This window comes from Alteromonas sp. KUL106 (genome assembly GCF_009811415.1).
Classification (GTDB): Bacteria; Pseudomonadota; Gammaproteobacteria; order Enterobacterales; family Alteromonadaceae; genus Alteromonas.
This window is the reverse complement of sequence record NZ_BLIG01000037.1, coordinates 1-21,668: the sequence shown is the minus strand read 5'-3', so window position 1 is coordinate 21,668 and position 21,668 is coordinate 1. Positions and strand designations below refer to the sequence as shown.

The 21,668-nt window shown below is 45.3% G+C and carries 21 protein-coding genes; 5 read left to right on the top strand and 16 right to left on the bottom strand.

Features of this window, described 5'->3' with window-relative positions; genetic code table 11:
* Window positions 1–228 precede the first annotated feature (228 nt).
* Window positions 229–2,139, top strand: coding sequence for a methyl-accepting chemotaxis protein (locus GVO63_RS13235; protein WP_159580468.1), 1,911 nt, complete (start codon window positions 229–231; stop codon window positions 2,137–2,139).
* 134 nt (window positions 2,140–2,273) lie between these two features.
* Here the strand turns inward: GVO63_RS13235 and GVO63_RS13230 are convergent, their stop codons facing one another.
* Both GVO63_RS13230 and GVO63_RS13225 read right to left on the bottom strand, forming a co-directional pair.
* Window positions 2,274–2,885 carry a hypothetical protein gene (locus tag GVO63_RS13230; protein WP_236552146.1) on the bottom strand — a complete coding sequence of 204 codons (612 nt, stop codon included), beginning with the start codon at window positions 2,883–2,885 and terminating at the stop codon, window positions 2,274–2,276.
* A gap of 148 nt (window positions 2,886–3,033) precedes the next feature.
* Window positions 3,034–3,888 carry a hypothetical protein gene (locus tag GVO63_RS13225; protein WP_159493132.1) on the bottom strand — a complete coding sequence of 285 codons (855 nt, stop codon included), beginning with the start codon at window positions 3,886–3,888 and terminating at the stop codon, window positions 3,034–3,036.
* Between the two features lie 288 nt (window positions 3,889–4,176).
* Here GVO63_RS13225 and GVO63_RS13220 point away from each other — a divergent pair, with 288 nt between their 5' ends.
* Window positions 4,177–6,012, top strand: coding sequence for a sodium:proton antiporter (locus tag GVO63_RS13220; RefSeq protein WP_159580466.1), 1,836 nt, complete (start codon window positions 4,177–4,179; stop codon window positions 6,010–6,012).
* A 330-nt stretch (window positions 6,013–6,342) separates the two neighbouring features.
* Here GVO63_RS13220 and GVO63_RS13215 read toward each other — a convergent pair whose 3' ends face one another.
* From GVO63_RS13215 to rpsJ, 12 genes are all read right to left on the bottom strand, one after another.
* Window positions 6,343–7,653 carry a 3-deoxy-D-manno-octulosonic acid transferase gene (locus tag GVO63_RS13215; protein ID WP_159580464.1) on the bottom strand — a complete coding sequence of 437 codons (1,311 nt, stop codon included), beginning with the start codon at window positions 7,651–7,653 and terminating at the stop codon, window positions 6,343–6,345.
* Window positions 7,654–8,188: 535 nt separating this feature from the next.
* Complete coding sequence (gene rpsQ / locus GVO63_RS13210; protein ID WP_012516966.1) at window positions 8,189–8,446, bottom strand: 30S ribosomal protein S17; 258 nt, start codon at window positions 8,444–8,446, stop codon at window positions 8,189–8,191.
* Entirely contained in the window at window positions 8,446–8,637 is a 192-nt protein-coding gene (rpmC, locus tag GVO63_RS13205; RefSeq protein WP_014947980.1) for a 50S ribosomal protein L29, read from the bottom strand. Before rpmC ends, rpsQ begins: the two co-directional genes overlap by 1 nt.
* Window positions 8,637–9,047, bottom strand: coding sequence for a 50S ribosomal protein L16 (gene rplP / locus GVO63_RS13200; protein WP_014997065.1), 411 nt, complete (start codon window positions 9,045–9,047; stop codon window positions 8,637–8,639). Before rplP ends, rpmC begins: the two co-directional genes overlap by 1 nt.
* Before the next feature lie 2 nt (window positions 9,048–9,049).
* Complete coding sequence (rpsC, locus tag GVO63_RS13195) at window positions 9,050–9,754, bottom strand: 30S ribosomal protein S3 (protein ID WP_014947978.1); 705 nt, start codon at window positions 9,752–9,754, stop codon at window positions 9,050–9,052.
* 9 nt (window positions 9,755–9,763) lie between these two features.
* Entirely contained in the window at window positions 9,764–10,096 is a 333-nt protein-coding gene (gene rplV, locus GVO63_RS13190) for a 50S ribosomal protein L22 (RefSeq protein ID WP_105930584.1), read from the bottom strand.
* Window positions 10,097–10,107: 11 nt separating this feature from the next.
* Window positions 10,108–10,383, bottom strand: coding sequence for a 30S ribosomal protein S19 (gene rpsS / locus GVO63_RS13185; RefSeq protein ID WP_012516961.1), 276 nt, complete (start codon window positions 10,381–10,383; stop codon window positions 10,108–10,110).
* 15 nt (window positions 10,384–10,398) lie between these two features.
* Window positions 10,399–11,223 carry a 50S ribosomal protein L2 gene (gene rplB, locus GVO63_RS13180; protein WP_105930585.1) on the bottom strand — a complete coding sequence of 275 codons (825 nt, stop codon included), beginning with the start codon at window positions 11,221–11,223 and terminating at the stop codon, window positions 10,399–10,401.
* A gap of 14 nt (window positions 11,224–11,237) precedes the next feature.
* The gene (gene rplW, locus GVO63_RS13175; RefSeq protein ID WP_159495431.1) at window positions 11,238–11,537 is read right to left on the bottom strand and encodes a 50S ribosomal protein L23; all 300 of its coding nucleotides are present in this window, start codon (window positions 11,535–11,537) and stop codon (window positions 11,238–11,240) included.
* Window positions 11,534–12,139, bottom strand: coding sequence for a 50S ribosomal protein L4 (rplD, locus tag GVO63_RS13170; RefSeq protein ID WP_012516958.1), 606 nt, complete (start codon window positions 12,137–12,139; stop codon window positions 11,534–11,536). Before rplD ends, rplW begins: the two co-directional genes overlap by 4 nt.
* Before the next feature lie 18 nt (window positions 12,140–12,157).
* On the bottom strand, window positions 12,158–12,796 hold the full coding sequence (gene rplC, locus GVO63_RS13165; RefSeq protein WP_014947975.1) for a 50S ribosomal protein L3: 639 nt from the start codon (window positions 12,794–12,796) through the stop codon (window positions 12,158–12,160).
* Window positions 12,797–12,814: 18 nt separating this feature from the next.
* Window positions 12,815–13,126, bottom strand: coding sequence for a 30S ribosomal protein S10 (gene rpsJ, locus GVO63_RS13160; protein WP_010179497.1), 312 nt, complete (start codon window positions 13,124–13,126; stop codon window positions 12,815–12,817).
* A 418-nt stretch (window positions 13,127–13,544) separates the two neighbouring features.
* On the opposite strand from rpsJ, the gene GVO63_RS13155 reads away from it, so the two are divergent.
* Window positions 13,545–15,761, top strand: coding sequence for a GspE/PulE family protein (locus tag GVO63_RS13155; protein ID WP_159495433.1), 2,217 nt, complete (start codon window positions 13,545–13,547; stop codon window positions 15,759–15,761).
* 127 nt (window positions 15,762–15,888) lie between these two features.
* Here GVO63_RS13155 and acnA read toward each other — a convergent pair whose 3' ends face one another.
* Entirely contained in the window at window positions 15,889–18,606 is a 2,718-nt protein-coding gene (gene acnA, locus GVO63_RS13150) for an aconitate hydratase AcnA (protein WP_159580462.1), read from the bottom strand.
* A 261-nt stretch (window positions 18,607–18,867) separates the two neighbouring features.
* Between acnA and GVO63_RS13145 the strand changes: the two genes are divergently transcribed.
* Both GVO63_RS13145 and gpmA read left to right on the top strand, forming a co-directional pair.
* Window positions 18,868–19,521: a cupin domain-containing protein gene (locus tag GVO63_RS13145; protein WP_236552145.1), complete on the top strand. Its 654-nt coding sequence runs from the start codon at window positions 18,868–18,870 to the stop codon at window positions 19,519–19,521.
* A gap of 177 nt (window positions 19,522–19,698) precedes the next feature.
* Window positions 19,699–20,445 carry a 2,3-diphosphoglycerate-dependent phosphoglycerate mutase gene (gene gpmA, locus GVO63_RS13140; RefSeq protein WP_159580460.1) on the top strand — a complete coding sequence of 249 codons (747 nt, stop codon included), beginning with the start codon at window positions 19,699–19,701 and terminating at the stop codon, window positions 20,443–20,445.
* Between the two features lie 65 nt (window positions 20,446–20,510).
* Here the strand turns inward: gpmA and GVO63_RS13135 are convergent, their stop codons facing one another.
* Entirely contained in the window at window positions 20,511–21,512 is a 1,002-nt protein-coding gene (locus tag GVO63_RS13135) for a branched-chain amino acid aminotransferase (protein WP_159580458.1), read from the bottom strand.
* Between the last annotated feature and the right edge of the window lie 156 nt (window positions 21,513–21,668).

Below are 21,668 nucleotides of genomic sequence, written 5' to 3'. Positions count from 1 at the left end.
CTTTTGGTCCGTTGTCATTCACAATCTTACCGGGTTTATTGGTCTTAAAAAGTATAAACTTTACTAATAAAGCGCCGATAACGTGTGCGCGTGACAATAATAAAAATAGCGCCAAATTTACATCGCTGTACTACGTCGTTGTGACGACGGGTACTAGACGTCGCTGTGCCTGCAATGCCACGTCATCTTCATTCGTAATTTCAGCATTAACTTACGTGGTCGAAAGCTATGACTTTCAGTATAAAACAAAAACTTATTATTTCTCTCATCGTTGCGGTGCTTGCAGCTGCAGTGCTGGTCGGTTCAATTAGTCAGTGGATTGCCCGCGACCTTGTGAAGGAAAGCATGGAAGAATTACAGCTTCCTTCTCTTCTCAAACAAGTTGGCAATCGTGTGGACAGAGAGGCGAGTGTGATGCTAACCGTTGCCCACAGTATCGCTTCAAACCCAGACATCCTTGAATGGTCTGAGGCTGGCGCAGACAGCGCCGGTGAGCGTCGTCTTCTCGGCTATTTGAATAACATCGTCGAATTTAACGATTTAACCGTGGCCTCGTTTGTCGATAGAACAACGTACAAATACTGGAATCAAGAAGGATTTCTACGCGTTCTTAAAAACGATGAATTTGACGGTTGGTTTTTTGCTTATAAAGACAGCGGAGAACCTATTTCTTTAAGCCTGTATAATGAGCCAGGGCAAGGCTATCGCCTGTTTGCCAACTATCAGCAAGTTAACGGTAGAGGGATGTCAGGCGTTGCCAAATCCGTTGATGAGTTGCTCGGAATCATCAATGCCGTAAAAATTGCACAAACCGGTTTTGTGTTTTTAGTCGATGGCAGCGGCACCATCATCGCCCATCCAAATACGGAATTACTCGGTAAAGCCAAGCTTACTTCAATCAGCGATTCAAATACTTCTAGCAAGCTCCTTAACCGCCAAGGCTTTGCTATGGCCACCAGCGACTCCGCGGGTAATACCCAGCTATTTGCAAGTACCTACGTTGAAAAAGCGGGCTGGTATGTTGTAGCTCAGGTGCCCGAACATGAACTTTATGCTTCATTAAATGCTGGCAGTCGACAAATCATAATATGGGCGCTAGCGATTGCAGGGGCATTTGCGCTTATCGGGATCTGGTTAGCAGGCTCGTTAACTAAACCTCTTGAATCGCTAGCCGACGTCTTTCAGCAACTTGGACAGGGACAAGGAGACTTGCGCTCTCGAATTCCCACACCAGAACAGAAAGAAATTGCGCGTTTGGTGGAAGGTTTTAACAACTTTATCGACCATCTTCACGGCACTATTTCCCAAGTCGCGAAAACCAGCCATGCGCTTAAAACGTCTGCGCAAGACTTGGCAATGCAGTCTCATCAAACTGAAAGTTCAACGAAAAGCCAGCGGGATCAGACGCTACAGGCAGCAGCGGCTTTAACCGAAATGGGCAGCACCGTTAACGAGGTTGCTCAATCCGCAACGCTTGCTGCGCAAAATGCTAATCTTGCAACTACCAATTCTGCACAAGGAAGAGAGATTACTCAACGAGCCGTACATGCAATACAAGGGCTCTCGGAGCAAATACAAGATGTCTCTAGCGTTATTCAGTCACTTGATGAGCACACATCGGCCATAGGCGGCATCTTGGATACTATTCGAGGGATATCAGAGCAAACTAACTTGTTAGCACTTAATGCCGCCATTGAGGCAGCGCGAGCAGGCGATCACGGCAGAGGCTTTTCTGTGGTTGCTGATGAGGTTCGAACTCTTGCACAGCGTGCTGCTCAAGCGACAGATGAAATTCAGGTGAAAATTGATAAATTTCAACAGGACTCCAAGTCAGCGGTTTCACAAATGGAGTCTAGCCGAACACGCACTACTGACGTAGTGAGTGCCACAACCGAAATTGATACGCTTCTGCAAAATATCGCTGAAGAAATTGCACATATTAATGATGTGAACACCCAGGTGGCCACCGCAACAGAAGAGCAAGCCACTGTGGTTGAAGATATCAGCCGAAATATTAACGACATCAGTGCCTCAAGTGAAGAAACGCTTAACGCCACACAAATTTTGGTCAATGTGAGCGACAAGCTTGATGAATTAGCTAAAGAGCTTTCCGATGAAGTGAGTCGTTTCAAGCTATAGTGGTGATGTGAAACCACTTTGCGTTGCGTAGTAAAACCCAAAGACAAGATCATACCAGCGCGCATAGATAATTACTCAAGTTGGCGAGCGCGTAGAGACGCCAACTAGGGGAAAATACAGCCCTAGTTTTGCCTTTAGAAATTGATGGCGTAGTGAAGTTTAACTTGGTTATCTGTGCTAGCGCGCCAGGGTAACTGAAGCGACGCGCCATCGCTTTCCCATGATTCTCTGAGTGCACCAATGGTCAGTAAGTGTTTGTCTTCTTTAAAAGGGATTTCCAGATAAACACCCGCCGATGTACTAGTGGGAAGCCTAATGGTGTCGGCGACAGGGATTCTCATTTCGTGTCGAGGTCGCACTTTATGGCTTAACCCTACGCGGTAATCACCACTATCCCACCAACTTACTAATTCAAATTCATGACTTCTTACCCGCTGAGACAAAATGCCATGAGCAAGGGTCCCTTTGTTGTAATGAACTATGGCTTCGATATTAAACATCGGGGCAATTTGTTGACTAAAAGCAAGCTGATACTGCTTTTGCTTACAGCCCTCAAATTTAATTTTGTTTTTAGTCAGGGTAAGCGAAAATGTGTCCTCGCTATCTGCGTACTGATTCAACCATTGTTGTGCTTTTTCAACCACAGAGGCTTGCGCTGCACTTGCCATAAGAAAAATAGGGCAAATACATGCTGATACTAGTGACCGAGTAAATCGTCGCATTTTCACTGCCTCTTGAAATATCATTTACATCTTCAATTTCAGTATAGACAAGAAAATAAAGGGTTGGGTATTAGTCATATTACTAATACCCGATAAAAAATAACTACTGAGGTAGTACTATGAATTTCTCTCTTACATTCAATAAGGAGAGCGCTAAGCGGGTTTACGCCAACTATTTAGCTTCAATATACGCGCTTGATAATGACGCTTCACGGCCTTCTGTCGCTTCTTCACTAAACCAGTAGCGCCCTTCAGTATCGACGCATACTCCTTCAACTTGTTTGTATTCATCTAACGGCCAAATATCAAGCAGCGTAAACTCCTTTGACACTTGCGCCAAAAAGGTCGCAAAGTTTCCAAAAGGGTCAGACTTGTAACCGGTTATCACAAAACGATTCCGTACACGGTCAAAATCGACACCCGTTACCACACCGGGTAACCCCTCAATAGAGGCAAATGGACTCAATGTTTGAACGCTCTTAGTGTCATTCACATGGTAAATATGTGTTATTCCTGTTCGCCAACTCTTTGAAAACAAGAGTAACTTATTGTCGAACATGACCATGGCTTCTGAATCGAAATCATGGGCGTAGGGAATATTGTTGTTCGCGTTGTTGCCTGCATATTTTAAAGTGATGGTTTCAATGTCATTCACATTACTGCGATTCACTTTGTGAATTTCGACCTGCTCTCTTTTACCTTTATTATTTCCGACGTCAGCGATATAAAAGAATGCGGAATCTGCAGTAATGGCCTCCCAATCCTTATTGGTAAGCGCTAGCCTCGTTTGCTCAGTAATCTCGCCTTGATAATTGACATGGAAGATGACTGGGGCGTTACCCGAGTCATTAAGCGAATACATGCCTTCTTCCTCGCAAAAAAGCCCGGATGTTTCAGCAAGCTCTTCTGGTAACGTCACTATAGAGTTTATTTTTAACGAGGCAGAAGGCGTTGGGTAGTTAATGGCACAGGCCGAGCTTAGCGTGATTGCTAATGATAAAATCACAACCCTAAATAAATTGTTCAATGAGAAGCTCCGAAATAATCTCTACGTTTCAGATAATATCAAACTCTATAGTTTACTCACGAGTAATTTCATATTATCAATTAGCTTACCAAACACACTTGGTGACCTCATATATTGGTGTTTTAAGCGTAGCCGAAAATGACTCGTCTGGTTCTGCACACGATAAAATACTGGTCTAAACTTAACAATCTCTCGTATGTTTCAAGACGTCCTAGTCCTAAAGTTGCTGTATGACAGACGCTTAGACTGATATACGATGGAATAATACTAATACGTTAAGGATTCACTTTGTCAGACCCGCTACTTTCCCTTGTTTCGGTAGGATTGCTATCTATTGCCTGTCAGTATTTGGCATACAAGATTAGGCTTCCTGCGATACTCCCACTATTAATTGTAGGCATTGTCGTGGGCCCCGTATTCGGTGTGCTAAACGCAGACTCGTTATTTGGCGACTTACTGTTTCCTGTCGTTTCCCTTTCTGTTGCTATCATTCTATTTGAGGGTTCACTTACCCTGAAATTCAGCGATATAGCGGGCCATGGCAACATGGTGAGAAACCTGTGCTCCATAGGCGTTGTAGTAACGTGGCTCGTTGCGGCGACAGCGGCACATTACAGTTTAGATCTGTCTTGGCAGCTCTCCTTTTTGTTTGGCGCTATCGTTACTGTCACCGGCCCTACCGTTATTGTTCCTATGCTGCGTACGGTAAGGCCTAAGACAAATCTAGCGAATATATTGCGCTGGGAAGGAATAGTCATCGATCCTATCGGTGCATTGCTTGCTGTACTGGTGTTTGAATTCATTGTGGCATCGCAGGAAACCGCTATCACACACACCCTCGTAGCCTTTGGTAAAACCGTAGGCATAGGCTCTTTCCTGGGCCTTGCTGCAGGTTATTTATTAGGGTTGTCTATCAGAAAAGAATGGATTCCCCATTATCTGCTCAATACCGCTGTGTTAACGATTATATTGGGCGTCTTTGCGGCTTCTAATTATGTCGCCCATGAATCTGGCCTGCTGGCCGTGACGATTGCAGGTATGGTGCTGGCCAACATGAAAGACGTAGATGTGGAAGACATTCTAGAATTTAAAGAAACCCTGAGCGTTTTGCTTATATCCGGTCTTTTTATACTGCTTGCCACTCGTCTAAATCTACAATCAGTCATAGATGTTGGTTGGGGCTCCATCGTGGTGTTGGCGGCCATTATGTTCATAGCCAGACCTTTATCAGTATTGGCCTCCTCTATCGGCACCGGGCTGAAACTCAATGAGTTAGCACTGCTAAGCTGGATAGCGCCTCGCGGTATCGTGGCTGCCGCCGTGTCAGCACTCTTCTCATTGAAATTAGAAGAAATCGGTTACGAGGGTGCGGGGATTATCGTGCCCATAGTGTTCATGGTTATCATTGCAACCGTTGTCGTTCAAAGCTTGACCTCTCGCACTGTCGCTTCACTCTTAAAAGTACGGGCGCCAGCGCCTACTGGCTATTTAATCTTCGGCGGAAGTAAGTTTAACCGCGCATTGGCGTGTGAAATGCTAAATCAAAAACTAGACGTGACTATTGCTGATACAAACTGGGATGCTATCCGTGAAGCACGTATGATGGACATTCCCGTGTACTTCGGCAACCCTATGTCGGACCACGCTGCACGGCATCTTGATTTAAATACGTTTGGCACAGTACTTATCATGTCGCCGTACAAACAACTCAATCCGCTTATTGCTTACCACTTTGAATACACCATGGGCAAAGACAAAGTATGGGCGTTAACAAACAACGAACAGTCAACGCGTCCAAGCCATCAGGTCAGTGAACAGTATGCGAAGAAGTTAACTCTGTTCGATGAGGGTGTTACCTACGGTTATCTGGCGTCAGCGATTGCGCGAGACTCTCAGGTCAAAACGACCCGTTTGTCAGAAGAATTCACGTATAAGCAATATATTCAAAGATACGGTGACCGAGCAACGCCTCTCATTGCGATAAATGCTGAAGGCAAGAGCTATACGTTTATAAACGGCAACAGTATTGAACCTAAAGCAGGCTGGCGTTTAATTAGCTTGATTGAGCCAGAACGTATTGAGACGGCTTCTGAAAGAGTTCAGGATGAAGGTACGGGAGCCTGAAGTAAGAAAGCCTCCTGCCCACCGGCAGGAGGCCTCTCCCTGGAAAACCGCGTAACTCAGTGCCCTTTTTAATAGGTGCGTTTTAATTTGGATTTTACTGTTGCTACGCTGTCGGTTCTTTTTAGCAAATGTTGAACCAACTCTTGCATACATAATCAAATCAATAACTTATAAATTCAACCTTGCTTGAGCGCATGAATCAACGCTCTAGAAGGTCTTTTTTGGTGCGCGCCGCGCACTAATGAGGGGTTCTTTTTTTGTTCAATTACAGTAATACCAATCCGCATAGATAATTTATTAATTCTGGAGCGGCGCTTTCGGGCGTAAATGTCAATTTAAATAGCGACGAACACAGGCCAAGGTTGCATCTAATGCACCACTATTATTCTGTAATACACGTTTTCCAGCACGTCCGGCTTGCTCACCCTTGGTAGGGTTTTCTATCCAGTTGTTTAACAAAGCGGAAATCTGAGTGGCGTTTTCAACAATTGTTAGCGCACCACAGTCTTCAAGGTACTCGCATATAACAGGGTTATTGAAGGTATGCGGGCCCATCATGATAGGTAATGAAAACGTCGCGGGTTCAAGGGCATTGTGACCACCTCGTTGGGCTATTGAGCCTCCAACAAAAGCGAAACTTGCTACCGCGTATGCTTGATTTAATTTTCCCATCTCATCAAGAAGCACAATGTTAACGTCTTCAGGTATCGAAGTAACGTCTGAGGTTCTCACAAACGGCAGGTTATATTTTTCTATGATCTTCGCTACAGTTTCAAACCGTTCAGGATGCCTTGGCACGATTATCATGCGAAACAGAGGTGATACTTTCCATACTGATAAGGCCGCTTCGAGTACCGCTTTTTCTTCTGGCTCGTGTGTACTTCCAGCCACCAACAGCGGGCGCTCACCACGCTTAATATCAAGAAAAGAGGACGCAGTATCTGTGTGGGAAACCGCTTGATCAAATTTAATATTATTAGTGAGTGTGAGCTTATCTTTATCTAAACCTAGCCACGCGTAGTTATCGTGATCACGTTGCCCCTGTGCACATACATGCGAAAGCTTGGCTAACATCGGGTTAAATAGCTGGCCTATTTTTTTGTAGCGTTTTGCAGAGCGGTCGGTCATTCTCGCATTAATAACAATGACCGGTACGTAGCGTTTCCAGCAAGCGTGGATTAAATTTGGCCACAGCTCTACTTCGGTAACGATGACCATTTTCGGCTTTACCCGCTTTAACATGGCGGCCATTGTTATAGGCAAGTCATACGGTAGATAAAAGTGGTGAACAGTATCTTTAAAAATATCCCTAACTCGTGCTGACCCTGTAGGCGTAGTCGTAGTTATTGTGATTTGTGCTTCGGGTTCAACGCTCATTATGCGTTTAATCAGGCATGATGCCGCAACGACCTCTCCAACTGAAACGCAGTGAAATAGATAGCCGTTTTCTTTTGGTGGACGGGTGACAAACCCCAGGCGTTCGAAATGTCGGTGTTTACCGTCTTTACTTTTCGTTGAGCCCTTCAACGCAAGATGAGCAAATGCAAAGGGAACAAGAAGCACCAATACGCATGAATAGCCCCAGCGACAGAGTGTTTCAACAAAATTAGGCTTGTAGTCACTGCGTCTGGCAACCGGCATAGTACTTCCTTTGGGTTAAATTCACTCTTGTCTGCTCAGCATAATGCAGTGAATGATGACTACCTTAGCAGCCATAATACTATTGTGAAATTGTGTTCGACTAACTTTGAGTCGTCTGCATTTGAGTCGTGAAAGCCTAATCTAATGCTTTAGCACGATCAACGCATTCAATAAGCGCTTTTCGCCTTATTGTCGCTATATTATCGGGAACAAAATGTGTAATACAAATCCGCATAGATAATTGCCCACTCAGAAGGCGCTGGCAAGTTTGAAATGTCTGTACTCTTTGTTGTGTCACCTTGACGTAGAACCCCTATACCTGCGGTAACACGCCGCGATTACGAACATTTTAATACTCGCTGAGTGGGTAATGATCTGTGCAGACTGGTATAAATTCGAAGATTCCATTTCCCGTTTTTCTCACCACAGGGTTGATGTCATCAAGAGGCAAGTGGAAAACGTATAACATCACCTCAATTAAACACAAAAAAGCCGCTCGAGAGCGGCTTTTTTAAGACTTTGAAAAAGTTAGCGATTAAACGCCAGCTTTCTCAACAACGTCAACTAGCATCCAAGATTTGTTCTTAGATAGCGGGCGACATTCACGTACTGTTACTACGTCACCTTGGTTGCACACGTTGTTTTCGTCGTGGGCGTGAAGCTTAGTAGAGCGCTTGATGAACTTCCCATAGATTGGGTGCTTAACAAAACGTTCAACAACAACTGTGATGGTTTTATCCATCTTGTTGCTAACCACACGACCTTGTACTGTACGAATTTTTTGCTCAGTCATTACGCATCAGCCTTTTGAGTCAGAATGGTTTTAACACGCGCGATGTTACGACGTACTTTTCTCAACTGGTCAGTTTTTTCAAGCTGACCTGTTGTGTGCTGCATGCGCAGGTTGAACTGTTCGCGTAGCAGGTTAATCAACTCTGCGTTCAGCTCTTCTACGCTTTTTTCTTTCAGTTCAGTCGCTTTCATTACATCACCGTCCGAGTTACAAAGGTTGTTTTAAATGGCAGTTTAGCCGCTGCCAATTCAAACGCTTCGCGTGCTAGAGCTTCAGGAACACCTTCCATCTCGTAAAGAACACGACCAGGCTGAATTTGGCATACCCAGTACTCAACGTTACCTTTACCTTTACCTTGACGCACTTCAAGAGGCTTCTCAGTAATTGGCTTGTCAGGGAAAACTCGAATCCAAATTTTACCTTGACGCTTAACGTGACGAGTCATAGCACGACGCGCTGCTTCGATTTGACGCGCAGTCATTCGACCACGGCCAACTGCTTTAAGGCCGTAAGTACCAAAGGCAACAGTATTACCCGCTGCTAAGCCGCGGTTGCGACCTTTGTGCATCTTACGGAACTTCATGCGTTTTGGTTGTAACATGATTAGCCCTCTCGCTTAGCGTTGCGGCCTTTCTTCTTAGGTTGAGCAGCTGGTGCTTGCTCTTGAGTTGTAGGTAGACCACCTAGAACTTCACCTTTGAAGATCCATACTTTAACGCCGATGATACCGTAAGTAGTTGACGCTTCAGAGGTTGCGTAATCGATGTCCGCACGGAAAGTGTGCAGAGGAACGCGACCTTCGCGATACCACTCAGAACGTGCAATTTCTGCACCGCCCAAACGGCCGCTAACTTCAACTTTGATACCTTTCGCGCCTAGACGCATTGCGTTTTGTACTGCGCGCTTCATAGCACGACGGAACATAACACGACGCTCTAGCTGGCTAGAGATGCTGTCAGCTACTAGCTGGCCATCTAGCTCTGGCTTACGTACTTCAGCGATGTTGATCTGAGCTGGCACACCGGCTAGCTTAGATACGTAGTTACGCAACTTCTCTACGTCTTCACCTTTCTTACCGATTACTACGCCTGGACGAGCAGTGTGAATAGTCACACGGATGCTCTTAGCAGGACGCTCGATCACGATTTTAGATAGTGAAGCGTTCTTAAGTTGTTTAGTCAGATACTGACGTACCTGATGATCGTTATACAGGTTATCTGCATAGTCTGCAGTATTAGCGTACCAGGTAGATGTCCATGGTTTGCTGATACCCAGGCGTATACCTGTAGGATGTACCTTCTGTCCCATTATCTACTCCTAGTTATCCGCTACAACCACAGTGATGTGACTGCTGCGCTTAAAGATACGATCAGCACGGCCTTTGGCACGTGGCTTGATACGCTTCATAGTTGGACCTTCGTCAACGAAAATCTTGGCAACGACTAGCTCGTCGATGTCCGCGCCTTCGTTGTGCTCTGCGTTAGCAATCGCAGATTCCAAAACTTTCTTTACTAGCGCTGCGCTTTTCTTCGGGCTGTACGCAAGAAGCTCAAGTGCTTTCTCAACGTGCATTCCGCGAATTTGATCCGCAACCAAGCGTGCCTTTTGAGCCGACGTGCGGGCAAAACGGTGTTTAGCTAATGCTTCCATCTTCCTACCCCTTAACGTTTAGCTTTCTTGTCCGCGACATGGCCGCGGTAAGTACGCGTTGGCGCAAATTCGCCCAACTTGTGGCCGACCATTTCGTCACTAATAATGACAGGTACATGTTGGCGACCGTTATGGACCGCAATGGTCAACCCAATCATATCTGGGATGATCATAGAACGACGAGACCAAGTTTTGATTGGTTTACGTTCGTTCTTTTCCACTGCAGCCTCTACCTTCTTCAGCAAGTGAAGGTCAATAAAAGGACCTTTCTTGAGAGAACGTGGCATGGTGAATCCTCGCTATTACTTGTTTCGACGACGTACGATAAGCTTATCAGTACGCTTGTTGCTTCGAGTTTTCTTACCTTTGGTAGGAATACCCCAAGGAGTTACTGGGTGACGACCGCCTGATGTACGACCTTCACCACCACCGTGTGGGTGATCAACCGGGTTCATGGCAACACCACGAACGGTAGGACGAACACCACGCCAGCGTGTAGCACCAGCTTTACCTAGTGAACGAAGCATGTGCTCTGCATTACCAACTTCACCAATGGTGGCGCGGCAATCAGATAGAACTTTACGCATTTCGCCAGAGCGCAGACGTAGAGTAACGTAGTTTCCGTCACGTGCTAGGATCTGAGCATAAGCACCCGCAGAACGTGCAATTTGTGCACCTTTGCCAGGCTTCATTTCAATGGCGTGTACAACAGAACCTACAGGGATGTTACGCATAGGTAGAGTGTTACCAGACTTGATCGGAGCATCCGAACCAGACTGGATAGCATCACCTGCTTTCATACCCTTAGGAGCTAGAATGTAACGACGTTCACCGTCTGCGTACAATACTAGTGCAATGTTAGCAGAACGGTTTGGATCGTACTCTAAACGCTCAACTTTAGCTGGAATGCCGTCTTTGTTGCGTTTGAAGTCGATTACACGATAGTGTTGCTTGTGACCACCACCGATGTGACGAGTGGTAATACGACCACCGTTGTTACGACCACCAGACTTGCTGTTTTTCTCTAGCAAAGGCGCGTAAGGTGCACCTTTGTGCAGGTCAGGGTTAACGACCTGAACAACGTGACGACGACCGGCAGAAGTTGGCTTAGCTTTCAATAATGGCATTTCTAATCCCCTTCTTACTCAGCACCACCGACAAAGTCGATGTCCTGACCTTCTTTAAGAACCACGTAGGCCTTTTTCCAGTCGCTGCGCTTACCGAAAGACATGCCGTGACGCTTAGTTTTACCTTTAACGTTCACAGTACGAACACCTTGAACTTCAACTTCAAACAGTTTTTCAACTGCTGCTTTGATTTCAGCTTTGTTCGCGTCTTTAGCTACTTTAAATACAACTGTGTTGTTCGCTTCAGCAGCCATAGTAGACTTTTCTGAAACGTGAGGTGCTACTAGCACCTTCAGTAGACGTTCTTCTCTCATGCTAACGCCTCCTCAAGTTGTTTAACCGCATCAGCAGTCATTAGCACTTTCTCAAATGCAATCAAGCTCACTGGGTCGATGCCTGCTACGTCACGTACGTCAACTTTGTACAAGTTGCGCGCCGCAAGGAACAAGTTCTCATCAACTTCTGGAGTAACGATTAGAACGTCGTTTAGTTCATATTCGTTAAGTGCAGAAATAAGAGCTTTAGTCTTAGGTGCGTCAACACCGAACTTCTCTACAACAACCAAACGGTCTTGACGGATTAGTTCAGACAAGATGCTCTTAATCGCACCGCGATACATTTTCTTGTTTACTTTTTGGTCGAAGTCACGAGGCTTCGCTGCAAAAGCACGGCCACCGCCAACCCAAATAGGGCTACGGATAGTACCAGCACGTGCACGGCCAGTACCTTTTTGACGCCATGGCTTCTTACCGCCACCACGAACTTCAGCGCGAGTTTTCTGCGCTTTTGTACCCTGACGAGCGCCTGCTCCGTAAGCTACAACTACCTGGTGTACCAGGGCTTCGTTGAATTCACGTCCAAAGGTCGCTTCGGATACTTCAAGAGCGCTTTGCGCGTCTTTCAATGTTAATTCCATCAGTTCACTCCCCAGACGTTACGCTTTAACAGCTGGCTTTACGATTACATCGTTGCCAGTTGCGCCAGGTACGGCACCTTTTACAAGGATAAGGCCGTTCTCTACGTCAACACGTACCACTTCCAAAGACTGCGTAGTCACTTGCTTGTTACCAAGCTGACCAGCCATTTTCTTGCCTTTGAATACTTTACCTGGTGATTGGTTTTGACCAATTGAACCAGGCGCACGGTGTGACAAAGAGTTACCGTGTGTCATACGCTGTGAACTGAAGTTCCAGCGTTTGATAGCACCTTGGAAACCTTTACCTTTTGATGTACCAGTTACATCAATCTTTTTAGTGTCGTTAAAGATCTCAACAGTGATTTCACTGCCTACTTCTATATCGGCACCTTCGTTTTCTTCTAGGCGGAATTCTACTAGAGTGCGTCCAGCTTCAACACCCGCTTTAGCAAAGTGACCTGCTTCAGCTTTGTTGATGCGGTTAGCTTTCTTAGTTCCAGCAGTAACCTGAAGAGCGCGATAACCGTCAGTTTCCTCAGTGCGAAGCTGAGTAACGCGGTTTGGGGTCGCTTCAATAACAGTCACAGGGATAGACGTACCATCTTCAGTGAAGATGCGAGTCATACCCACTTTACGACCGACTAGACCAATCGCCATTGTTATAACCCTCTCTTATTAGCCCAGGCTGATTTGAACATCAACGCCAGCAGCCAAGTCCAAACGCATCAACGCGTCAACTGTTTTATCAGTTGGCTCGATGATGTCTACCAAACGCTTGTGAGTACGGATTTCATATTGATCACGCGCGTCTTTGTTAACGTGCGGAGAAATCAGAACTGTATAGCGTTCTTTGCGAGTAGGTAGAGGAATAGGACCACTTACCTGAGCACCAGTGCGTTTCGCAGTTTCAACGATTTCAGCCGTAGACTGATCGATCAACTTGTGATCAAACGCTTTCAAACGAATGCGAATTCTTTGATTTGGCATCGATTAAGCTCCAATCGAAAGAACAAAAAAATTCACCTTTTCTCTTCCATTAATTCCGGAAAGAAAAGATGTGCGTAAACCGATGGTTCCCTATCGGAACCCTGTTCTTTTTTCTAGCACGCCAGCAACAGCCTAATCAGTTATGATAAATCCGTTACTTCGGCAACCACCCTAAAAGCAGTGAGGTTGCGGCTAAAAATTACGTGCCCTAATTGGGCAGTGGGCGCGAATTATACAGAAAGGAATCAGCAATGCAATAGGCAGTTTGCTTTTTATACACATATTTTTGGGCTATATAACTGTATGTAACTGGCTATAAGTAGTATTGTTGCTTTCTTGGTATGAGTATACCTTGGTACCCTAGAAAAAATAATCAGTAGTTAGAACTGGACTGGCTGTCCCTGTTAGAAGTGAGAATATGGAAGTACTAAATAACCAGCAAACATTTGCACAAATAAAACGTATCCTCAACAATCACTCCACACTGCTGGATGCATATGGGCTGTTAGAACCAATTATTCTGGAATTGTTCGGTGCCCAGCGTATGAGTATTTTTCAGCGTCGCCGTCAACATCAAGACTTGGTCGCTCGCTTCAAAACAGGTAAAGAAACCCTTGAGATAAAGGTACCTATAAGCCCTATGTCAATTGCAGGGTATGTCGCGCTGTCTCAAAAAGCAGTGGTCATTGACGACCCATACAGCCCTACATTACTGCAGAGTATTCATCCTCGACTTCGTTTTGCTGACCGATTTGACAAAGACAGTGATTTTAAAACGCAAAACATTCTTTGCGTTCCCATCATGAACGCGGGCGTTCTAATGGGTGTCATTCAAATCATCAATAAAGTGGAGGGAGCGTTTACTGAAGACGACTTGAAACTTGGGAGTGCTCTGGCGCTAATCCTGGGCGACAAGTTCAGATTTGAGCTGGGAGGCACCAATAACCCTTTTGATCTTCTTGTTCATAAAAGCCTTTTGGAAGAAGCAACGCTTAAAGATATTCAAGCCAGTACACCGGACATTCGGGTATTCATCCAGCGCCTGGTATCAGAGTACCGCATACCCGAGGACGAAATCGGCAATTCACTGTCTATTCATTATCAAGTCCCCTTTATTCCCTATTTGCCCGACAAATACCACAGATTTGAAAACGAGAGCCGCTTAAATGTTTCTTATCTGAAGAGAAACTACGTTGCGGTTATTGCCGATGCGCACGACAAACCTATCGTGTTAATGGCAGAGCCGAACAACGCAGCGCTGCTCATGGAAATTGAAAGTGCCATGGGCATTGATAGCTACGAAATAGCAGTAAGCTTGCCCACGTTAATTCTTCAATACCTTGGTGAAAATGCTGGCGGCGGCGGTCCTGGCGAGATGAGTGATATTCTTGACGAGATTAGCTCATCGAATGACGATAGCGATGAACAAGTCGATGAACTGTCTGATGATGCGCCGGCTGTCGTACGTTTAGTTAGCCGTATACTGCATGACGCCAAAAGACTAAATGCATCAGATATCCATATCGATCCAGAGAAGAATGCACCGACACGGGTACGCATGCGCGTAGACGGCGTGTGTCGTGATATGAACCAAGTACCTAACTCGCATCATAGCGCTGTTATTGCACGTATTAAAATTATGTCTAATCTTAATATTGCTGAAAAACGCGTGCCGCAAGACGGAAAACTCGCTTTTAGAATGAACGGACAACTGGTCGAAGTGCGTGTTGCCACCATTCCAACCGTTGCTGGCGAGGGTGTGGTTATGCGTATACTTGCATCGGGTGGTGCCATGCCCATCGATAAGATGAATCTAGCCCCTACCAACCGTGCTCGTCTAGAAGAGATGATTAAAAAGCCACACGGCATTTTACTTGTTGTGGGCCCGACAGGTTCAGGTAAGACAACAACGCTCCACGCCATCTTAGGGTATTTAAATACACCGGAGAAAAAGATTTGGACGGCGGAAGACCCTGTGGAAATTACTCAGCCTGGACTTCAGCAGGTTCAGGTAAGCCCAAAAATAGGCTTTAACTTCGCTGCAGCGCTACGGGCATTTTTGCGGGCAGATCCAGATATTATTCTTATCGGTGAGATGCGTGATAAAGAGACGGCACATGCGGGTATAGAAGCATCGTTGACGGGTCACTTAGTACTTTCAACACTGCACACTAACTCTGCACCAGAAACCATTACCCGTTTGCTCGATTTAGGGCTCGACCCAGTTAACTTTTCTGATGCCTGCGTGGGTATATTAGCGCAGCGCCTCATTAGAACTTTGTGCAATAGCTGTAAAGAGAAATATCTTGCCACTGAAACAGATATGGCATTTATAGAGCGTCAGTATGGCAAAGAACTTATGCCAGAGCTGAACATACAAACACCCCTTGAGCTTTACAGGTCGAAAGGCTGCCAAGAATGTGGCAATACCGGTTACAAAGGGCGTACTGGTGTACATGAGCTTTTGGGCATGACACCAGAGCTTCGCTCTATGGTTTATAAAGAAGCAAGCGTCGCCGATATGAAGGCGCAGGCTGCCAAAGATGGCATGCGCACTCTCGTTCAAGACGCCATCTACAAAGTGATAAAAGGTGACACCGATTTAGCACAGGTTCAAATCATCGGTGGTGAGTAACTGCCTCGATGGCCCTTATGCGTCTTATTCATGAGGTATAAGGTGCAAATGTCGTGGCTGACAACACAATCAAAAATGCCGCTTATTCGACAGTGAATAAGCGGCATTTTCTGTCTCAGGCTAACCCTTACTTCTTTAAATATTCTCTTATCACGTAGTGCAAGATTCCACCATTCTCAAAGTATGTGAACTCATTTGATGTATCAATTCTGATATCCATCATAAAGGTGGTCGTTTCCCCTTCGTCCGAAACGGCTTTGACCTCCACCTCAGACTGCCCACGCTCAACCGCATTTATAGAGAAAGACTCGTTGCCTTTAAGCGCTAAGGAACTTGCACTTTCCCCTTCTTTAAATTGTAAAGGCAATATGCCCATACCAATAAGGTTTGAACGGTGAATACGTTCATAGCTCTCGGCGAGTACCGCTTTGACGCCCATGAGCGAAGGGCCTTTGGCCGCCCAGTCTCGGCTCGACCCCGTACCGTATTCTTTCCCGCCAATGACAATGGCAGGTACACCCTCATCCTTATAACGCATTGCGGCATGGAATATAGACATACTGTCGCCACTTGGATAGTGGGTAGTTGCACTGCCTCGAGTACCAGGTGCTAGTTGGTTTTGAAGACGCACGTTTGCAAACGTACCTCTCATCATGACTTCGTGATTCCCTCGTCTTGAACCGTACGAGTTGAAATCTTTCGGGTCAACGCCTTCTGCCTGAAGATATTCACCAGCGGGACTGTCTTTGGCAATAGCGCCGGCGGGCGAGATGTGGTCAGTTGTAATTGAATCGCCCACTTTCACCAAACACCGTGCGTTTTGAATAGCCGTCAGCGCCTCTGGCTCTTTTTCCATGACTTCGAAAAATGGAGGGTGCTTGATATACGTTGAATCGGGCCAATCGTAAACCGATGTCTTACTTACTTCTAGCTCGTTCCACTCACCGCTGCCTTTAAAGACGTCTGCATATTTTTCTTTAAACAAATCACCAGTGACGTTTTCAGCGATGTATTGCTGAATCTCCTCTTCGGTAGGCCAGATGTCTTTTAAATATACCGGAGAACCATCACTCGCCTGACCTAACGGCTCTTTCGTGATATCTACATTCATGTTTCCAGCTAACGCGTATGCAACAACCAAGGGTGGCGATGCTAGATAGTTTGCAGCGACATCAGGATGAATACGTCCTTCAAAGTTGCGGTTACCCGATAATACTGAAGTGACGGTGAGTTTTGCCTTTCTAATTGCATCTGAAATAGCATCTGGCAGCGGACCGGAATTGCCTATGCAGGTAGTACAGCCGTAGCCAACCAAGTTGAAACCTAGCGCTTCAAGCGGGTCCATAAGGCCAGCATCTTCCAAGTACTGAGTGACAACCTGAGAACCAGGTGCCAATGACGTTTTAACCCACGGCTTACGAGTTAGCCCTTTCTCCGCTGCCTTTTTAGCTAGTAAACCTGCACCTATTAGCACCGATGGATTAGAGGTATTGGTACAGCTAGTAATGGCTGCAATAACGATAGCACCATCTTCAAGGTTAAACTTATTCCCCCTAAACTCAACAAAAGAGTCATGGTCTTCATCAACCGTATCGTTGGTGCCTAAGCCTGCTTCCGCAATAAGGTCTGTTTCTTCATCTAGCACCTTCACGTCAATTTGAGAGCGATGCCATTCTTTGAATGCTTCCGCCGCCTTGTCTAACGCTATGCGGTCTTGAGGACGCTTAGGGCCTGCGAGAGAGGGAACCACCTCTTCCAAATTCAACTCCAGCGTTTCGTGATACTGAGCGTCTTTAGAATGATCGTCGTGCCACAGGTGACTAAACTTCGCATAAGTTTCAACAAGCGCAATCTGTTCTTCTTCTCTCCCTGTTAGACGCAGATAATCTAGAGCCACTTCATCAATTGGGAAAATTCCGCACGTCGCACCATACTCTGGGGCCATGTTTGCAATAGTAGCGCGGTCAGCTGTCGTTAGGTGCTTCAGGCCAGGGCCATAAAATTCAACGAACTTACCCACCACACCGTGTTCACGTAGTTGCTGTGTGATAGTCAGTACCATGTCAGTGGCCGTTACACCAGCAGGTAATTTACCTGAAAGTCGGAAGCCAACTACCTTCGGAAGCAGCATGGTAACTGGCTGACCGAGCATGGCCGCTTCAGCTTCAATGCCACCTACACCCCAACCCAGTACTCCTAAGCCATTAATCATAGTGGTGTGAGAATCGGTTCCCACCAAGGTGTCCGGATAGACCAATGTCTCGCCATCTTGCTCTTTGGTAAAAGCACAACGAGCTAAATACTCTAAATTGACTTGATGAACAATGCCGCGACCCGGTGGAACAACTTTGAAGTTGTCAAAGCTAGATTGCCCCCATTTTAAGAACTGATAGCGCTCTTTGTTGCGCTCAATTTCTATGTCCGTGTTCTTCTCTAGGGCATTTTCTTCAGCAAAGTGATCAACCATCACAGAATGGTCAATAACAAGCTCTACTGGATTAAGCGGATTAATTGCTTGGGCATCCCCGCCAAGCCTATTAACCGCATCTCGCATAGCCGCTAAGTCGACAATAGCCGGCACGCCGGTAAAGTCTTGTAAAATTACGCGAGCAGGAACGAAAGAAACTTCGTGGTCTGCGTGATTTTTAGTATCCCATTTAGCGACTTGCTCTATATCGCGACTATTAACAAACTCTTGGTCTTCATGACGAATCAGGTTTTCTAAAAGAATTTTGATACAGAACGGAAGCCGGTCGAGTGCATATTTACTACCTATACCGTCAAAATTAACCGCCTTGAAGTTTTTGCCGTTAACTTCAAGCTGCGAAAAAGACTTATATGTCATACGCTTCCATCCTTTTTTGCCTGTTCATGATTTGTAATGAAGCTTATAAGTTGAAACACAAATACAGATTTATGCGGGATCACTTATTTGCTTTTATTGATTTATTTGTACGGCTTGAACATGAAAAAAAGTTCACCTCAAATTGACACGCCAATTCTTTTTAAACCAAACCCTTATTTCTCTGGTTTGGAATAAACCATACACGCCGCTAAACATTCGTTAGGGCAGTACCAAAGGCGTTAAAAAAGACAGGCAAAGTCAATGATGATGGCACGCTTTAGCATGACTTCAGAACTGGTCGACCCAGTTTACAAATACGCAACAATTATATTTTCATATAAATCATCTAAGGTTATGCTTTCAGATAAGCTAAACAAATCAATTTTGCAGAATCTGAACAATTGTCTGTATTGGAAAGGTAATGCAACAAATTACAATAATAATGAAGCGAATATGACACACCCTTTAATTAAGAAATATAATTTAGAACCGCACCCTGAAGGCGGTTTTTACCGCCAAGTGTTTCGTTCCGATAATGAAACAAGTTCTTATGTACATAATCAAATGCGACCTGCACTTACCCACATATATTTTTTATTATTGAAAGGTCAAGTAAGCCGCTTTCATCGGGTGCTACACGATGAAGTATGGAATCATTATGAAGGCGCACCTCTTCAACTATTTCAATTAGAAAACCAACAAGTGTGGGAACGGCGTATTGGCGGGGAAAATAACGAATATGTTGAAGTGGTGAAAGCGGGAAATTTTCAAGCGGCAGCGACGATGGGTGAATACTCACTTGTTGGATGCTCTGTAGCCCCGGGTTTTGATTTCAATGACTTTAGCTTTATTGAAGAGCCATCCATGAAGGAGTGGATCAAAGTTGCCCACCCCGATCTTACGAAGTTTATATAAATCTTATAGAGTGCATGTGCACACACACGTCTTACCTGCGATTTTGTGATAGCTGAAACTGGATTTTTCTACGCTGATCAAGGATGATAACGACAGTTTTTTCAAATATACGTCTGAACGTCTAACGCATGGCAAGAGTTCAGACGATTTCACTCAAACGCCGCAGGTAACTCAACTATGTATAAATTGGTACTTATTCGTCATGGAGAAAGTCAGTGGAACTTGGAAAACCGTTTCACGGGCTGGCATGATGTTGATTTGACCGACACGGGTGTAGCACAAGCAAAAACGGCAGGACAGCTGCTTAAAGATGCTGGCTTTTCATTTGATCAGGCTTATACGTCTGTACTACTTCGTGCAATTAAAACACTTAATATTGCGCTTGAAGAGATGGGTCAACACTACCTTCCCGTCGAGCGTCACTGGCGCTTAAATGAGCGTCATTACGGTGCACTTACGGGCCTAGATAAAGCGGAAACTGCTGCTAAGCACGGTGAAGAGCAAGTTAAAATTTGGCGTCGCAGCTTCGACATTCCACCTCCTTCGGTAGAAGACGACAGCGAGCATTTCCCGGGTCACGACCCACGCTACAACAACGTAGATGCAGACATCTTGCCACGTGGTGAAAGCTTAAAATTAACGATTGAGCGTGTGCTTCCGTATTGGCACGACGTTATTCGTCCAGACATTCAAGCGGGTAAGCGCGTTATCATTGCAGCTCACGGAAACAGCTTGCGTGCGCTGGTTAAATACTTAGATGGCATGTCTGACGAAGAAGTGCTTGGTTTAAACATTCCTACCGGTGTACCACTGGTATATGAACTAGATGAAAACCTTAAGCCAATCTCTAAAGAGTATCTTGGCGATGCGGACGCTATCAAAGCAATGATGGATGCCGTAGCGAAACAAGGCAAAGCGAAGTAATCGACCGCCTTCTCAAATACGAAAAAGCCTGCTTAAGCAGGCTTTTTTATGGGTGTCTGATTAGACTAGTTTGGCACTTTGACTAACCAGTTGTGGGTATCTTCCGCTTTACCCCATTGGATATCATTAAGCGCTTGTCTTAGCTTCATGGTCACAGGGCCAGCTTCACCGCTTCCAACCTGGTACTCTTTATCATTATGGATAAACGTACCGACCGGCGTTAGAACAGCCGCAGTGCCTGAAAGCGCCGCCTCAGTATTCGGTTTTGCTGAGCGCTCTAATAGTTCACTTACTGTGATGTCACGCTCACTTACTTTCATGCCGTGATCTTTAGCAATTTGAAGAACAGTTGCGCGGGTAACCCCATGTAAGAAGGTAGAATCTAAACCTTTAGTAATGATTTCATCACCATCAATAAGTAAGAAGTTTGCTGCGCCTGTTTCTTGAACGTCACCATTAGGGCAAAACAATATTTGGTCAGCTTGTACTTCAGCGCGCGCTTTTAAAATGGGTGGTAAAGCGCTGGCATAATTGCCACCACTTTTTACCATTCCCATGTGCGGTGCACATCGCATTCCTGTTTCATCTAATAGCAAGCGTAGTGGCTTTGCACCTCCCGCAAAGTAATCGCCAACTGGCGATAATAGTACATACAGCATTGAACTTGCTGACGGGGCTGCAGCCTTGCCGATAGAGGCTTCTGTACCAATATGGGTAGGACGGATATACATGGAACCAGGAGGCTCAGGTACTTCAGACGCGTATTTCGCAACAATATCAATAATCATCTTTTCTACTTGCGCCTTATTAATTTCGGGCAAGTTAAGAAGACGGCTACTCTGAGCAAAACGCTCAATGTTTTTGTCCATTCTAAAAATGTTGATACTGCCATCTTCATGTTTAAAAGCTTTTAAGCCTTCAAAGCATGTACTTGAATAATGAAGCACATGCGCACCAGGGTGCAATTGAATACTATCAGCGCTGACAAATTCGGTGTCAGTCCATTGATCGTTGACAAAGGTGGCAAGCGCCATTTCTGGCATGAATACTGTACCGAATACGGCCATTTGTTCGTCCTATTTACTTCGACTAAATGATATTCGCAAGAGTTTACCAAAAAACCTGCACATTGCTAAAAGTAAGTCAGATCTATTAAGGCTTTTATCGAATAAGAATGTCTATAAATAATGACAACACACAGATATAGGGATCAGCGAACATTT

Bases quoted from the DNA above. Each gene is read 5' to 3' on its own strand.
- rplP (WP_014997065.1), bottom strand. From the start codon at position 9,047: ATGTTACAACCAAAACGCATGAAGTTCCGTAAGATGCACAAAGGTCGC.
- rplV (WP_105930584.1), bottom strand. From the start codon at position 10,096: ATGGAAGCATTAGCTAAACACCGTTTTGCCCGCACGTCGGCTCAAAAG.
- rpsQ (WP_012516966.1), bottom strand. From the start codon at position 8,446: ATGACTGAGCAAAAAATTCGTACAGTACAAGGTCGTGTGGTTAGCAAC.
- rplD (WP_012516958.1), bottom strand. From the start codon at position 12,139: ATGGAATTAACATTGAAAGACGCGCAAAGCGCTCTTGAAGTATCCGAA.
- rpsC (WP_014947978.1), bottom strand. From the start codon at position 9,754: ATGGGACAGAAGGTACATCCTACAGGTATACGCCTGGGTATCAGCAAA.
- GVO63_RS13135 (WP_159580458.1), bottom strand. From the start codon at position 21,512: ATGGCCGTATTCGGTACAGTATTCATGCCAGAAATGGCGCTTGCCACC.
- rplW (WP_159495431.1), bottom strand. From the start codon at position 11,537: ATGAGAGAAGAACGTCTACTGAAGGTGCTAGTAGCACCTCACGTTTCA.
- GVO63_RS13145 (WP_236552145.1), top strand. From the start codon at position 18,868: ATGATGATGGCACGCTTTAGCATGACTTCAGAACTGGTCGACCCAGTT.
- GVO63_RS13215 (WP_159580464.1), bottom strand. From the start codon at position 7,653: ATGCCGGTTGCCAGACGCAGTGACTACAAGCCTAATTTTGTTGAAACA.
- rplC (WP_014947975.1), bottom strand. From the start codon at position 12,796: ATGGCGATTGGTCTAGTCGGTCGTAAAGTGGGTATGACTCGCATCTTC.
- rpsS (WP_012516961.1), bottom strand. From the start codon at position 10,383: ATGCCACGTTCTCTCAAGAAAGGTCCTTTTATTGACCTTCACTTGCTG.
- rpsJ (WP_010179497.1), bottom strand. From the start codon at position 13,126: ATGCCAAATCAAAGAATTCGCATTCGTTTGAAAGCGTTTGATCACAAG.
- acnA (WP_159580462.1), bottom strand. From the start codon at position 18,606: ATGACATATAAGTCTTTTTCGCAGCTTGAAGTTAACGGCAAAAACTTC.
- rpmC (WP_014947980.1), bottom strand. From the start codon at position 8,637: ATGAAAGCGACTGAACTGAAAGAAAAAAGCGTAGAAGAGCTGAACGCA.
- rplB (WP_105930585.1), bottom strand. From the start codon at position 11,223: ATGCCATTATTGAAAGCTAAGCCAACTTCTGCCGGTCGTCGTCACGTT.
- GVO63_RS13155 (WP_159495433.1), top strand. From the start codon at position 13,545: ATGGAAGTACTAAATAACCAGCAAACATTTGCACAAATAAAACGTATC.
- gpmA (WP_159580460.1), top strand. From the start codon at position 19,699: ATGTATAAATTGGTACTTATTCGTCATGGAGAAAGTCAGTGGAACTTG.
- GVO63_RS13235 (WP_159580468.1), top strand. From the start codon at position 229: ATGACTTTCAGTATAAAACAAAAACTTATTATTTCTCTCATCGTTGCG.
- GVO63_RS13230 (WP_236552146.1), bottom strand. From the start codon at position 2,885: ATGATATTTCAAGAGGCAGTGAAAATGCGACGATTTACTCGGTCACTA.